11 protein-coding genes are annotated in these 15227 nt (G+C 37.1%); 8 read left to right on the top strand and 3 right to left on the bottom strand.

All coding sequences use genetic code 11. From position 1 onward, the window contains the following. Positions 1 to 68 precede the first annotated feature (68 nt). Positions 69 to 1097 carry an SEL1-like repeat protein gene (locus M1E86_RS07655; protein WP_213913313.1) on the bottom strand — a complete coding sequence of 343 codons (1029 nt, stop codon included), beginning with the start codon at positions 1095 to 1097 and terminating at the stop codon, positions 69 to 71. Between the two features lie 948 nt (positions 1098 to 2045). Here M1E86_RS07655 and dtpA point away from each other — a divergent pair. Continuing rightward, positions 2046 to 3512, top strand: a complete 1467-nt coding sequence (gene dtpA, locus M1E86_RS07660) for a dipeptide/tripeptide permease DtpA (RefSeq protein ID WP_213913312.1) — start codon at positions 2046 to 2048, stop codon at positions 3510 to 3512. A 74-nt stretch (positions 3513 to 3586) separates the two neighbouring features. On the opposite strand, the gene glpX is transcribed toward dtpA, so the two are convergent. Beyond that, entirely contained in the window at positions 3587 to 4564 is a 978-nt protein-coding gene (gene glpX / locus M1E86_RS07665) for a class II fructose-bisphosphatase (protein ID WP_185746858.1), read from the bottom strand. Between the two features lie 161 nt (positions 4565 to 4725). After that, positions 4726 to 5649, bottom strand: coding sequence for an AEC family transporter (locus M1E86_RS07670; protein ID WP_213913311.1), 924 nt, complete (start codon positions 5647 to 5649; stop codon positions 4726 to 4728). Between the two features lie 593 nt (positions 5650 to 6242). Between M1E86_RS07670 and M1E86_RS07675 the strand changes: the two genes are divergently transcribed. The 7 genes from M1E86_RS07675 (at position 6243) to pepT (ending at position 15220) form a co-directional block, all read left to right on the top strand. After that, positions 6243 to 9071: a DUF2339 domain-containing protein gene (locus tag M1E86_RS07675; RefSeq protein WP_213913310.1), complete on the top strand. Its 2829-nt coding sequence runs from the start codon at positions 6243 to 6245 to the stop codon at positions 9069 to 9071. After that, positions 9068 to 10552, top strand: coding sequence for a DUF3999 family protein (locus M1E86_RS07680; RefSeq protein WP_213913309.1), 1485 nt, complete (start codon positions 9068 to 9070; stop codon positions 10550 to 10552). The genes M1E86_RS07675 and M1E86_RS07680 overlap by 4 nt, the downstream gene beginning before the upstream one ends. Positions 10553 to 10719: 167 nt before the next feature. Further along, a complete protein-coding gene (locus M1E86_RS07685; RefSeq protein WP_125890877.1) occupies positions 10720 to 10980 on the top strand; it encodes a hypothetical protein in 261 nt (86 codons plus the stop codon). Positions 10981 to 11059: 79 nt separating this feature from the next. Beyond that, positions 11060 to 11473, top strand: a complete 414-nt coding sequence (locus M1E86_RS07690) for a GFA family protein (protein WP_213913308.1) — start codon at positions 11060 to 11062, stop codon at positions 11471 to 11473. 187 nt (positions 11474 to 11660) lie between these two features. Next, the gene (gene psiE / locus M1E86_RS07695; RefSeq protein ID WP_172412229.1) at positions 11661 to 12068 is read left to right on the top strand and encodes a phosphate-starvation-inducible protein PsiE; all 408 of its coding nucleotides are present in this window, start codon (positions 11661 to 11663) and stop codon (positions 12066 to 12068) included. Positions 12069 to 12362: 294 nt separating this feature from the next. Then, on the top strand, positions 12363 to 13916 hold the full coding sequence (locus tag M1E86_RS07700) for an AbgT family transporter (protein ID WP_213913307.1): 1554 nt from the start codon (positions 12363 to 12365) through the stop codon (positions 13914 to 13916). A gap of 71 nt (positions 13917 to 13987) precedes the next feature. Then, positions 13988 to 15220: a peptidase T gene (gene pepT, locus M1E86_RS07705; protein WP_213913306.1), complete on the top strand. Its 1233-nt coding sequence runs from the start codon at positions 13988 to 13990 to the stop codon at positions 15218 to 15220. The last annotated feature ends 7 nt before the right edge of the window (positions 15221 to 15227 follow it).

Here is a 15227-nt window from a genome sequence, read left to right on the forward strand (position 1 = left end):
ATAAACAATGCAGATTTTCTTTATCTTACTTATATCAGTGCTACAACAGTAAGTTGGAAAAATAGCGTTTATTGTTGCTGATTTTCTAAAATTAACACTTTCTTTTCAGCTCTCTCATGGCCTTTGGCCGCTGCGAGCTGGTACCAACGTAGGGCTTTTTTATTGTCAGGTTCAACACCCATGCCATATTGATAGCAAGCCCCGGCGGCATATTGTGCATCGACACTGTTTTGCTGTGCGGCTTTTATAAACCAATGACAGGCTTTCGCTTGGTCAGCCCTGATACCATCGCCGCGCGCATAGATAAGCGCGACATTAAATTGAGCCGACACTTCACCTTGTTCAGCCGCTTGGGTTAGCCACTTTATGGCGGATTGGATATCTTTTTTAGTGCCCTGTCCAGTTAAGTACAACATACCTAAGCTATTCTGGGCGGGAGAAAACCCTAATTCTGCGGCGCGGGTAAAATATTGAAAGGCGAGAGGGTAGTTTATTTTATCATACATGCCTACTGCAGCTTGATAGCCTAATAGATAGAGTGCTTGAGGGTGGTTTTTCTCAGCGAGAGTAAGGTATATTGTTTGTGCCTTTTGCGAGTCTTTTGTGACGGCTTTTCCCTCTTCATACCAATAGGCTAGAGTGAGCATCGCAGGTTGGAAATGTTGTTCAGCCGCTTTTTTTAGCCATTGCTCAGCTTCTTCTGGGTTTTTCTCTAATAAATTATCAAGGCCGTGTAGGGTGTATTCGGCCATATTCATCTGGCCAATAGGGTCGCCATTTTCGGCAGCGGTTTTCATCCAATACAACATTTGTTTTTCATCGAGCGTAACACCAGTTCCTTGCTGGTACATCAAACCAAGGTTAATTTGAGCTTTTGTAAACCCTTGATCAGCAGAGAGAAGGTACCAGTGTAACGCTTGGTCAAATTGATGATGCGACTGATAAAACATGCCTAAGTTAAATTGAGCTTCAGCTTGCCCTTGTTCTGCAAGTGTGATTAACGCTTTTTCATTGATGAGTGGCGTGGCCTCTTCTGCGAAAGCCTGGGGGAGAAATACGTTAATAAAGATAAAAAATAATAAAAATATTTTTTTCACATGACATCCTTTCGACTGAGCGCTCAATGGCTAAGTTATCTTGTTAGGTAAGTTCCTGCAACGATAGATAGATATTTTATATTAATTCTACTAAATCAAATGGTTAATTATTGCTATTAGCACATTGGGCAAAAGACATAAAAATTTTTAAAAAAAAGAGGAACTTTTCCTGTTATAACCACTCTTATTAATATCTATATACTGTTTGCTTGCGTAAACATTCATATATTTACCCTCATCATTCATTTCTTTACACGAAGTAATGTAATAATGCACCTACGTAGTGATAGTTTGAATTTAGCAAAAGATCCTTGAGTAGAATGCATTATGCCCAGTTTGTTACTGGGCTTTTTTTTATCCAAAATTCCCGTTTGAATGCTTCTTCAGCGACATCTTCTAACGTCTTTCCTACCAATAAAAGTAAAAAATAGAATTACCTTGAAATGGATATTTTTAGCTTTCCATAACCTATACAGCAATAAATCATAGTGTGATGAATAGCGGCATTATAATTTCAATACAGTACAATATTCTTAACATTTAACGAACAAATGATTAATTAGTAATCGATGATAATTTGGTGGTTTTGTAAAAAATTGAAGTAAATCACGATTAAATTTAATTGATGTAGTAATTAATACTAGCTAATTCTTTAATTTTGGTGCATAAATAACGTATATGGCTTAATTGATTATTGGGTTCTTTGCGGGTTATCTGCCAGTTAATGTTGAATAAATAATCAAATATGCTTTAACTCATTGAATTTATGTTTGAGATCCATAAACAAGTCTACACACAGTTTTGTTTGTTTTGAGGTCAGGGAATGATACTCCTCCTACCAAAAGTGAATCTTTTCAACTTTGAATTCTTGAGACCATAACAATGCGAGAGCGCATAGAGCGTTCCGTGGTTTTTTTGCATATGTACAGGTTGTACTAGAGGTAACTTGTGTCCACAACAAATAACAAAGAGGAAGTTAGTCTTAACGCGTTTAAGCAACCTCGCTCATTCTATCTTATTTTTTCTATCGAACTCTGGGAGCGTTTTGGTTACTACGGTCTTCAAGGGATCCTTCCAATATACCTAAGCCAAGTGCTGGGTATGTCAGAAAAAGAATCAATTACACTTTTCTCAGCGTTCGCAGCATTAGTTTATGGCTTTGTTGCCGTAGGCGGCTGGTTAGGGGATAAAGTCCTCGGAACAAAACGAGTCATTGTTCTTGGAACAATCACTCTGATTGCAGGGTACGCATTTGTTGCTTTCTCAGGGCACGATGTGTCGATGGTCTATGTCGGCTTGGCAACCATTGCGGTGGGTAATGGTTTATTTAAAGCGAACCCATCATCACTTTTATCGACCTGTTATGAAAAAGATGACCCACGGTTAGATGGTGCATTTACTATGTACTACATGGCCGTGAATATTGGTTCATTTTTCTCAATGATTGCAACGCCATGGTTAGCGAAACATTATGGTTGGGATGTTGCGTTCTCTCTTAGTGTTGTGGGCCTGATTATCACATTGATTAACTTCTATATGTGTAAGAAATGGGTTTCTCAACATGGCTCAAAGCCTGACTTTGCTCCTGTCGTTATTTCAAGGTTAGTTGCTACCGTTGCGGGTGTTATTGCATTAATTGCGATTTCTACATGGTTATTGCATAACCTTGGCATCGCACGTGCAGCCTTAGCGATTATTTCTTTAGGTATTTTAGTTATCTTTATCAAAGAAACATTAGCGCTGAAAGGTACGGCTCGCCGTCGCATGATTGTTGCTTTGATTCTAATGCTTGAAGCGATAGTATTCTTCGTTCTTTATAGCCAAATGCCAACCTCACTAAACTTCTTTGCATTACATAACGTAGAGCATGAGGTTTTTGGCTTTTCTATTGAACCCGCACAATACCAAGCTCTGAACCCATTATGGATTATGATTGGAAGCCCAATTTTAGCTGCAATTTATAATAAAATGGGTGATAACTTACCAATGCCACATAAGTTTGCGATTGGTATGTTGCTATGTTCCGCTGCATTCTTAGTTTTACCTCTAGGCGCTAAATTTGCAAATGAAGCAGGGATTGTTTCCGTTGAATGGCTGGTTATTTGTTACGGTTTCCAAAGTATTGGTGAACTGATGATCTCTGGCCTTGGACTTGCGATGGTGGCTCAGTTAGTTCCGCAACGTTTAATGGGCTTCATTATGGGGGCATGGTTCCTAACCAACTCAGCAGCTGCATTTATTGCGGGATATGTCGCCTCAATGGCAGCGGCACCTGAAGGTGAACTGACCAGTAAAATCGAATCTTTGGCCGTGTACAGTGATGTATTCTTGAAGATTGGTGTAGTGACCGGTGTGATTGCAATTTTGATGGTTTTAACCGCGCCGATGTTAAATCGTATGACACTTGAGCGTTAATTTTTATCTTAAGTTGCAGTAATCAAAAGGGCTAATAAGCCCTTTTGATATCGGTGACATACAGTATTGGTGTATTAATTAAAATAGCGATTATTAATCAGTTTTAGCGAGCGGTCACGGCCGTTAACTAAAATGGTATTCGAAATACGGCTGTACGCATCTATTGATACGCCATCCATCAAGATGGTTGGTGTGATAGCGGTGGCGGCAAAGATGACATCAGAAGTACTGACCATCTGGTCTAAAGATAAAACCTCACCAATTTCTAACCCCATTTGCTGACAACGCAAAACTTCTTGTACCGCGAGTTGTTTGTTTTCTTCGCTATCTCCTTTTGCTTTATCTCGAGAAACGAGTCTTGCTTGCATGTCACCACCTAAAGCGCGCGCGATGGCTGCACTAATAATGCCTTCAGGGGCACCACCAGTTCCATACATCATATCAATTGGGTGCTCAGGGAGGATAGTGAGTAATGAGGCGAGTACATCGCCATCAGGGATGGTAATCACATTTGCACCGAAATTGCGGATAGTCTTAATAATATGTTGATGGCGAGGTTTATCAAGTACCGCGATTGACAGACTTGAGATTGGTTTATTCAATGCAGAGGAAAGAAATTCTAAATTTTTCTCTAGGGGATTAGCAAGGTGAACAGCCCCTTTCGCTGCGGCGCTAACAACAAGTTTTTCCATATACATATCAGGTGCTTGAAGTAGAGTTCCTGTTGGTGCTGCCGCAAGTACGGCAATAGCATTTTTTTCATTGCAAGCGACCATGCGAGTTCCATCGATAGGATCTACAGCAATATCTAGTCCAACAGAACCAGATTGTTTGCCAACTTGTTCACCAATATATAGCATGGGAGCATCGTCAATTTCACCTTCACCAATGACAATTTTACCATGGAAATCAATTTCATTTAGGCGATTTCTCATCGCTTCTACCGCGGCTTTATCTGCCGCATTTTTATCTTGTTTACCCACCCAATCGAAGGCAGCGACTGCAGCGACCTCGGTAACGGAAGCGATAGCAGAGGCTAACTCATCACTAATTTTCATTTTTTGTTTGTGTCCCAGATGTATAAAAGAAAAGTATTTATACTATGATACGTTTTTTGTGATCTATCTGGCAAATAATGGGTGATTAAATCGACAGGAAATTTGATGTTAGAATCGAATGGTAGCCTAAACATCGGCTACCATTAATTTGAAAATTAAAGCATTTCGACGATAGTAATACCGGCGATAATCGAAATTAAGGCAGCTAATGTACTTAATAACACGGTTCCTGCTGAGGTTTCAGTATAGGCTTGGTTGCTAATGGCCAATGCGGGAACTGCGGTTGCGGTGGGTAATACGCCAATAATAAATGCCGCTTTCAGTAAATCATCTTGTAAACCTAAAGCGAGTCCAGTTCCTAAAATTAGGGCTGCTTGAACAAAGTTTTTAATAAAAACGTTAAATATAATTTCCTTACTAATTGTCAGTTTGATCCCAGAAAGGAGCAATCCAAGGAAGAATAGGGCGACTCCACCTGCTGTTTTTCCTAATTCATTGACTGAATTTTGTAATATCTCCGGTAATTTAACGCCCAAAATAGCCAGTATTGCCCCTAGAATAGGAAGAAAAACTAAGGGTTGGGCAATGGCTTTACCAACAGATTTTAAGATACTGTTTCCTTGTTGTGACCCGCTGATCATTAAGAGAGTAAATGGAATAATAATAACGGTATAAATGAGGTTACCTAACACCATCGCTATTAAGCCTGATGAGCCTACAGTTGCGAGCAATACAGGTGGCCCACAGTAAGCCATATCAGGAAAAGAGACCGATAAGGCTTGCATGGCTGCATCTTTTTTATTATGGCGAAAAATAAATTTACCAAAAATAAAGCCAATCACGTATGTTGCGATTAATCCTACGGCCAATGCTAATAAATAGTCAATATTGAGCAATACGGAGGGTGGGGCTTGTGCTGCAGCAAGAAATAATGCAAACGGTAATGCTATTTTAACCACAAAGTCAGCAAAGGCTTGGGAATACTCTCGTTTGATGAACCCATATTTCCCTGATAGCCAACCAACGGCTAACCCAAGAACAATGGGCCCTAAAGCAGCAAGTATAATGTGAGTGAGCATTCAAAATTCTCCCGATAATATGCGGTAAGCCTTGTTTCATAAAAAAGTCAATGAAATGACAGTTAACATTTTCCCTTGTGGTTAATCTCATTCTAATTAAAACATTTATATTTTTATCAACGTGTAATAAAGAAAATAATTAATATTATTTTAAATGGATACAGTCATTAAAGGACTAATAAATATTAGTGTAATGTATTGAAGATAAAAGTATTATATAGATAGCATAATAAAAATAATTGTACTAATAAAATTTTCATTATTAATTCGTTGTGTGTCTGAAAATGAATATCGGAAAATAGACAATCAATCCATTATCTATTTTTTTGAATTAAACTATCATTAAATGATGATTAAGGGTTTTCTTAGTTACTAAAATACCGAATGGGAGTATTACTAAGTCATAAAAAAGAGGGAAAGGTGCCGCTTACTTTTTGTTCGTAGTATAGCTAATAGTAGAGTGTAATGAATTATTTTGTAACAGTTTATTACATTTAGTTGGCAAGGAGATCAATGCTATCTACACTAGCAGAAAGCGTGCTCTTTATTTTCCAGATTCTAAATTGTGAATTTTATTATGAGGAAACCTATTTGTGGATACTTGGATACTAGTAGGACTCGTATTCGTTTTTCTGCTAGTGCTAGCTCCGATACTTGCTATCATTGCCATCAATCGAACTGGTCGGTTGCAGTACCAAATTTCGCTGTTAAATCAGAAGGTTTCCTCATTAGAAACTCGACTTTCTAACTCTAAACCCTCACAAAGTGTATCTGTTGATGGTGTAACGGCTCCCCAACCAAGCTTCGATGATAAGCAAAGTGCCTCCTCGATGAGTCATATTGTTTATCAGAAGGCTGAAAAAGAGCCTGTTTTATCTGACCATGTTTTATCTAGTAATGTGAGCTCGGTTCCTATTACGGAACAAACTCTTCATAAAGACCCTCTCGATTGCTCCCTAACTAATGAAAACATCAATCCAAATAGGTTTGATAACTCGGCAGCATCGCAAGTAGATCCAAATCGGTTTAATCATAATAAACGTGAAGAAAATCAAAATAATCAAAACACGGCGAGTCATGATAAATCAATATTTAGCCATTTCTTTAGCTGGCTAATGAAAGGAAACCCTGTTGCGAAAATAGGTATTCTGCTGTTATTCCTAGGTGTAGCCTATTTACTGAATTACAGCGTGCAAAATGACATTGTTTCCCCGCAAATGCGTTTGATTTTTAGCGCAGTAGGGTGCTTAGGCTTACTTGGAGTAGGTTGGTGGTTACGGAATAAAAAGGCATTATTTGGGTTGATTTTACAAGGGGGGGCAATAGGCTGCTTGTATATCACTATTTTTGCTGCCTTTAAATTATATACGATGGTGCCATATGGAATGGCATTTGCCTTTATGTTGCTTATTTGTGCTGCAAGTATTGCTTTGGCATTATTGCAGCGAACAATTAGCTTAGCGGTTTTGGCATCAATAGGCGGGTATTTAGCACCTGTATTACTATCTACTGGTGGTGGAAGCCATGTTGTTTTATTTTCTTATTACTTGATGCTATCAATCGGTATTTTAGTTATTAGTGTGTGGCAGGCTTGGCGCCCTTTAAATTTAGTCGGTATGGTGATGACTTATGGCATTGCCGTTTTATGGGGGGTAGATAATTACCAGCCAGACTATTATTTATCCTGCCAACTCTTTATTATTGCTAATTTAGTCGTATTTAATGCTTTAACTCAACTATTTTCACTACGTTTTGAACATAGCAAGCAACTTATCGTTGATAATACGCTTTTGTTTGTTCCGCCTTTTATCAGTATTGCTCTTCAATTCTTTATTTCACAAGGGGAAGGTTTGCTGCCGGCCTTTATTTCTCTGATGATAGGCTTGCTATATCTGGTTACGGGTTTACAAGTGCATAAACGCTATAAATCTGCTGGCAAGAATATGGCATTAGCAAATATTATTATTGGTGCTGGATTTATCACGTTAGCTATTCCACTGGCATTAACATTTGAGTGGACCTCGATTATTTGGTCATTAGAAGGCCTGTTAATTCTTTGGTTTGGTTTACAGCAAAACCAGAAAAAAATGGCGACGATAGGCTCTTTATTGATAGTTATTAGCGCAATGACTTTATTAAGTGATTATCCTTATCTATATTGGAGTCGCAGTAGTACTTATATGGTTCCAGTACTATTAGTCGCATGCTTTATGGCGGGAGGGCTTTTCCATACACGTCGTAAAGAAGATGGTAACTTTACTTTATTTAGTTACGGTTTCTTAATTATTGGTTTGGTGACTTGGTTCTGCTGGCTACCTTTATTCACCGACATTTTGTCATGGAGTCGTGAATCTGAAGGCTTTATTATTTTAGTCTTGGTTGTTATTTCTGTTTGGCTTTGGCGTTTATACGCTATCCATATTAATTGGGTACCGTTATTACTATGCCAGTCTATCTTGTGGATTGCGGGGTATTATTATCTTAGCCTAGATTTCTTTAACGACCAAAACCCGATGGGGCGTGGTGAAGGTTCTCTTATATGGCCAGTTGTTTTGGGCAGTTCTGTTTTATTTGTTATTCATGCATATAAGCTTCGCGATCCCTGGATGCAAAGATGTCTCCATAGCGCTAATTTATGGTTAATTCTTGCGTTTATTGGTACTCAAGTAAATTGGTTCGTTTCTATTTTACCTTGGGGAATGCATGAAGTCGGGTATTTTATGTATATCATGGCCATAACGCTAACCATTATTGTTCTGTATTGGCTACAAAAAAATAGAATGCCACCGATGAAACGCAATGGACTGATTTATTGGTATTCGATGCTTCCTGTTGCTGTCGGACTAATTATATTGTCTGGCTATGCTAATTTAGAAGATGGCAAACTGACGTTTTGGAATTACATACCTTTAATCAATCCATTAGATGAAGCTGGGTTATTTAGCATTGCTGCTCTAGTTTTAATACGTAGAGGGTTCATACAAAAAATACGTAAAGTGACAGTCGTTAATTTCTGGGTTCTGCGTAGTTTATTCGTAGTCATAATTGCACTTTCTGCTTATTGGTTTAATGGCATTTTAATTCGTGCAACAGCAGATTTTGCCGCACTGAGCTGGAATTATGAAACCCTCTATGATTCGCGCTTAGTACAAACTGTACTTTCTATCAGTTGGGCACTGGCTGCATTAGCCTGCATTATTATTGCCACTATCAAGAAAAATCGTATTTGGTGGTTTATGGGGGCAGGTATTTTTGCGTGTGTTATTGCCAAGTTATTCTTAATTGATATTTATGGGCAAGGTGGTATTTCTCGTGCAATTTCCTTTATTGGTGTTGCATTGTTAATTTTAATTGTTGGGTATTTTTCGCCATTACCACCAAAAGAAGCAAAAGGGAAAGTCGAACAGGAGATACAACCATGAGTTTAATAAAAAATACAAGACTAGGTAAGTTTATTACTGTCCTCTCTTTATCATTGTTTTCTAGTTATATGAATGCAGAGACAGTGGAAGAGACGACACCTTATAGTTTTTATCAAGGCTCAGAAATAAATGTGCTTGATACATCGACCCCTTTTTATTGGTTAGAGCTTCCCGTCAATGCGTATATTAATTCAGCGTACCCTAAAACGTTGCAAGATGTTCGAGTTTTTAATGGCACTGGTAATGAAATGCCTTCCGTATTATTTTCTGATACTGAAAAATCCGTCTCTAATGAAAAAATAGTTTTTACACCACAACGTTTAGTGACCCAAGTTGACAGCGTTAATTCCGATGATGATGTGCGTAGAGAAAGGCAACATCTACTCGTCGAATCTATCCCTGGTAAAGTGAATAGAATTGAGTTGCCTAGTATGCAAGCGAAAGATAACGTTGCTTATCAGGCTTATTTATTAACGAAAAATCAAAACCAAACTAAAGATGCACCCGTTAAGAGCCTGACATTAAACTGGGCTAAAAGTGAGAAAGAGTGGCAGGCAAAGGTATCTATTTTTGCTAGCGATGATAAAGAAAATTGGTTAAATGTAGCATCGAACCAGCCAATTATGAATTTAAAATTAAATTCTGAAACTATTGCAAGTAACAATATTGAATTATTGAATGGTAATTCAAAAGCATTAAATGCGCCGTATCTTATGGCTGTAATTGTAAGTGCTCCAGATATTGTTATACCCGATTTATTAAAAGTAGATGCCAATTCTAGCATATTTAATTCAACTGACCGCCAAGAACTATTTCATTTTGAGATGACAAACGATGGCGTTTCAAAAGATCATATAATCTATCAGTTACCTAGAGCACTGCCGTTAAGTGAATTACAAATACAGTTGCAACAACCAAACCGCGTGATCCCCTTAAAAATCGAGTATTCATCTGATCGCGGTGAAAGTTGGAAATTACTCACTAATATTGTAGCCTATAATCAAACAATAAATGGTGATTTAGTCAGTAATCCAAGCACTGCACTTTATGGCGAAATGGTAGGGAAAGTAAAAATTTCTGCTCTCAAAGGCAGTTGGGAGGATCAACCGCCAAGGTTAACGGGAAAACGAGATGCTTATAACCTTATTTTTAATTTACAAGGTCCCGCGCCGTATTTACTTGTTTGGGGAAATAAACAAGCAAGTTTTGATAAATTAACTACAAGTCAGCTTGTAGGTAAACCAGATAACATTGATGAATTAATGACGAATTACCCCCAGTTATTTCTTGATAACACGATCATTGAGTTGGGAGGGGTAGATAGATTAACTTCAGTAGAAGAAGCTGATGATAATTTTAACTGGTTGACAATGACGTTATGGATACTGTTATTTATTGGTATCTTAGCATTAATCTATTTTTGCTGGTATTTACTAAAAGAAGTCAATTCTTCAGATAAAGCTAATCATGAAGAGTTATAACTAGACATTTTTATTAACCAAATAGGGAATTGTACTCTATTTGGTTCCAAATTACGTTTTTGACAATTCTGACATCTCTTTACTCAAGCATGAGCACACTTACCTTTAGTCTGTTTTTTCTGACAAGGATTTGCGCTAAAACAGTCATAACGAAATAGGAGATAATGATGGAAAGAACATTACTGGCTCGTATATTTATTATGATTGTTATTTTGACCGGCTTTTCAATAACAGCCCAAGCTGCAAGTAATACAGTATTAACAGAAATTGTAGCACATAATCAAGTGAGATATGAGTATGTATTACAAAATACAAACCAAAGTGAAGCAGACATAGAGTTTGAACGAGAAACAAAAGAACGTGATAGTTCCCAATTGCGTAGTATTATTAATGATAAACGTTTTACTGGTCGGCAGTTTAGAATATAGACAAATAAATAATAACTAAATTTTTACTATATACACTAATGTTGATTATTAAGTGAACGTTCTAAATAAAGGAAATTCTATGCATCAAGGCGAATGTTTATGTGGTTCAGTAAAAATCACAACAGCAAAAGATATTAGTCATGTCAGTGTATGCCATTGTGGAATGTGTCAAAAATGGAATGGCGGCCCAGGCTTTAGTGTTGATTGTGGTAACGATTTAATGGTAGAGGGACAAGACTCGGTGACAATCTTTGCATCATCCCAATGGGGCGAGCGTGCATTTTGTAATAATTGCGGTTCACACCTTTTTTACCATTTACTTTCACCTTCAACATACTATGCATCAGCAGCTTTATTTGAAGAGAATAAAGATGCGCAATTGAGTATGCAAATTTACATAGATAGTAAGCCCCAATATTATAATTTTGTAGAAAAAACGTCCATGCTGACAGAGAAAGACATTATGGAAATGATGTCCCCGTCATCGGATTAAAATTTCTAATTATTACTTTAATAGTAAGCGGTAAGGGGGGGGGGAGTAGTAGCCACCTAAACTGTATTTTTTTGGTGCTATTGGTTAAATTAATTTCTTGTTTGTCATGCGAGTAATTTAAATTTGTTTTACAATTAAGAAAATGACTAGGTTTAAACGTTGTTCAGAAGGATAACAAATGAATAGTATGAAAGGAATGCGTCATGCGAGTAATATTGCGTGGGTACTACAATGGATACTAAATATTGGCTTGATCTCACTCGCTGCTGTACTTGTATTCTTTTTAGCTAAAGAAACGGTAACAATGGCTTCATTAATGTTTGGTAGCTCAAAAGGGGCAACGGCCTATGAATTATTAGAAGGCATTGTCATTTATTTTCTGTATTTTGAGTTTATCGCCTTGATTATAAAGTATTTTATGTCAGGGTATCACTTCCCATTAAGATATTTCATCTATATAGGTATTACAGCAATAATTCGTTTAATTATTGTTGACCATAGTGATCCAATGACAACGCTTTTGCATGCAGGGGCAATTTTAGTATTAGTTGTTGCACTTTATATTGCAAACACTGAAAAATTAAAGCGTGAATAACATACATTAGTATAATTTACTAGCATACAAAAAATGTGTAATTATTATTCCTTTTTTTGTATGCGTAACCTCCTAGTAAAACACTTAAGTAATATATTCTGTATCTAAATCTATAAATTAATAAAATTTAAGATATGGTATATGTGGCAATTAAAATTAACATAAAAATTTCTAATATTTTATTTTGAAACTGGTTTATCCTGTTAAAACTAATCGCAAAAGTATTTTACTTTTATATATAGGTTATTTACTGTTATAACGTTTCTATTCTAATAACATAAGTAGCTTGTAAATATGACAACTAAAACACTCCCCAAGAAGAAAGGGTTCTTAAACCGTGTTGAGCGCATTGGTAATGTTATGCCTGATGTGACTATGCTGTTTGTTTATGCCCTGATTATATGTTGGTTTTTATCTTATCTACTTTCTTTTGTAGATTTTAGTTATTACCATCCTATTTCAAAAGATAAAATCGCTATAGTTAATATGTTTCAGTATGAGGAAATAATATTATTTATTACTGCGGCAGTTAAAAACTTCATTAATTTCCCTCCTCTTGGTATAACGATAGTGGCAACATTAGGTATTGGTATTGCTGAAAGCAGTGGTTTTATTAATACCGCATTGAAAAAAATGCTGTCGTTTATTTCACCTAGAATGCTAACGCCTACAGTGGTATTTGTGGGGATCGTTTCTCATATTGCTTCGGATTCTGCCTATGTCATTTTAATGCCAGTTGCAGCGATGATGTTTTATGCAAGTGGTCGTCACCCGTTAGCTGGAATTGCTGCTGCATTTGCAGGTTTAGCGGGGGGATTTACTGCAAGTTATACACCTTCAATTATTGACCCAATAATGCAAAGTTTTACGCAAGATGCTGCGCAAATGCTAGCACCAGGTTATAGCGTAAATGTTTTATGTAACTATTTCTTTAGTTTGGGCGGTACATTTGGCGTTATCTTCACTTGTTGGTTTATCACTGAAAAAATTGTTGAGCCATGGTTAAATAAAAACTGTCCGATCAGTGTAAACGACGTTGATACTGATTCTGAAAAAGATTTAGGTAAAATCACGGTTGCTGAAAATCGTGCATTTCGAATTGCAGGTTTAGTGCTAATTGCTTTAGGTATCGGATTATTTGCATTGTTATGGCCAGAAAATTCGCCATTACGTGGGCCTGACGGTAGCTTAACTAGCCCGAAAGCACCTATTATGCAAATCGTTGTGCCTTTACTATTTATTTTCTTTGCTTTACCAGGCATTGTTTATGGCTACATGACGAAATCTTTTACATCAACAAAAGATGTTGTTAAAGCAATGGAAAATATTACTAAATCACTTATCCCATTTATTGTTTTTGCTTTTTTTGCTGCCCAATTTTTATATTCATTTCAACATTCTAATTTAGGCACATTATTAGCGCTTTCAGGGGCTGAACTATTACGTACACTCGATATGCCATCTGGAATGACTGTTTTTGGCGTAATTATATTAACGGCTATTTTAAATATTATGATTACTTCAGCGACATCAAAATGGGCCATTATGGCACCTGTATTGGTACCGATGCTAATGGCTGTAGGAATTTCACCTGAATTAACCCAAGCGGCATTTCGTGTTAGTGATTCAGCAATGAACGTGAGCACACCGATGTTTCCGTTTTATCCGTTAATTCTAATGTATTGTCAAAAATATTATAAAAATGCAGGAATAGGAACATTGTGCTCAATGATGATCCCATTCACTATTGGGTTATTAATTATTTTGACTTCAACATTATATTTATTCTGGGCTTTTGATATCCCAATTGGTTTCGATAGCGGTTACACGTGGCATCCTGCACAATAAGTAGAGCCTATACCCTATCTATTTATTAAATTAATAGATAGGGTAAATATAGTCAATGCAAGGAATATAAAATGAACGAATTAGGTAAACAATTAGAGCAGCGTTTTTACCGCTATCTCGCTATTGAAAGCCAAAGTGACGCAGCAAGCACGATTGTTCCAAGTACAGAGGGACAACGTGAGCTAGCAAAATTACTAGCGCAAGAGCTTGAAAGCTATGGTCTTAAGGATGTTTATATTGATGACCATGCCATCTTATATGCAATGCGACCAGGAAATAAACCTTCCGCACCCAAAATAGGTTTTGTCACTCATCTAGATACGGTCGATGTTGGTTTATCTCCCATCATTAAGCCTCAAACCTTGAAGTACGAAGGTAATGATTTATGTTTAAATGAAAAAGAAAATATTTGGTTTAAGGCAGCAGAGCATCCAGAAGCCGCACCTTATGTGGGTGATGATATTATTTTTAGTGATGGTACTAGCGTACTGGGCGCTGATAATAAAGCCGCTGTAACGGTTGTGATGGAATTAATGAATAAGCTGCAACATGCCGATTTTGATTGTGGCGATATCTACGTTGCGTTTGTACCGGATGAAGAAATTGGCCTGCGCGGCTCTAAAATTATGGATTTATCCCGTTTTAACGTTGATTTTGCTTATACGATTGATTGCTGTGCACTTGGTGAAGTTGTGTATGAAACGTTTAATGCTGCTTCTATTGAAGTTTCAATTAAAGGTATTACCGCACATCCTATGTCAGCTAAGAATGTATTGTTGAATCCTATTCGTGTAGCTCATGATTTTATTGGTTGCTTTGATCGTTTTGATACCCCAGAACATACAGAGCATCGCGAAGGCTATTTTTATGTGACAGATTTAATCGCAAACCCAGATAACGCTAAAATTAAAATGGCGATCCGTGATTTTGACCGCCATAGTTTTGCAGCACGAAAACGTTTTATAGAACAATCGATTGATTTAATAAAAGCTCGTCATCCGCGAGCAAAAATTGAATGTAATATTGTTGATGTGTATAGCAATATTAGCGATTCATTAGGGGATGACCGTACAGCGATCGATTTAATTTTTGATGCATTGAAAATTCAAGAGGTTGAACCTAAAGTAATTCCGATGCGTGGCGGTACGGATGGTTCTGCTCTGTCGGCAAGAGGCGTTTTAACCCCCAATTATTTTACGGGTGCACTGAACTTCCACTCATGTTTTGAGTTTCTACCAATACGCTCTTTTGAGAAAAGTTATTTAGTCTCAGAAACTATTTGTCGTTTAGTTGGAAAAAAATAATCTATCA

This window comes from Providencia sp. PROV200 (genome assembly GCF_049901995.1).
Taxonomy (GTDB): Bacteria; Pseudomonadota; Gammaproteobacteria; order Enterobacterales; family Enterobacteriaceae; genus Providencia; species Providencia rettgeri_E.

Excerpts from the sequence above, each read along its gene's own strand:
- pepT (WP_213913306.1), top strand. The coding sequence starts at position 13,988 with ATGAACGAATTAGGTAAACAATTAGAGCAGCGTTTTTACCGCTATCTC.
- M1E86_RS07670 (WP_213913311.1), bottom strand. The coding sequence starts at position 5,649 with ATGCTCACTCACATTATACTTGCTGCTTTAGGGCCCATTGTTCTTGGG.
- M1E86_RS07680 (WP_213913309.1), top strand. The coding sequence starts at position 9,068 with ATGAGTTTAATAAAAAATACAAGACTAGGTAAGTTTATTACTGTCCTC.
- M1E86_RS07700 (WP_213913307.1), top strand. The coding sequence starts at position 12,363 with ATGACAACTAAAACACTCCCCAAGAAGAAAGGGTTCTTAAACCGTGTT.
- M1E86_RS07685 (WP_125890877.1), top strand. The coding sequence starts at position 10,720 with ATGGAAAGAACATTACTGGCTCGTATATTTATTATGATTGTTATTTTG.
- M1E86_RS07690 (WP_213913308.1), top strand. The coding sequence starts at position 11,060 with ATGCATCAAGGCGAATGTTTATGTGGTTCAGTAAAAATCACAACAGCA.
- psiE (WP_172412229.1), top strand. The coding sequence starts at position 11,661 with ATGAAAGGAATGCGTCATGCGAGTAATATTGCGTGGGTACTACAATGG.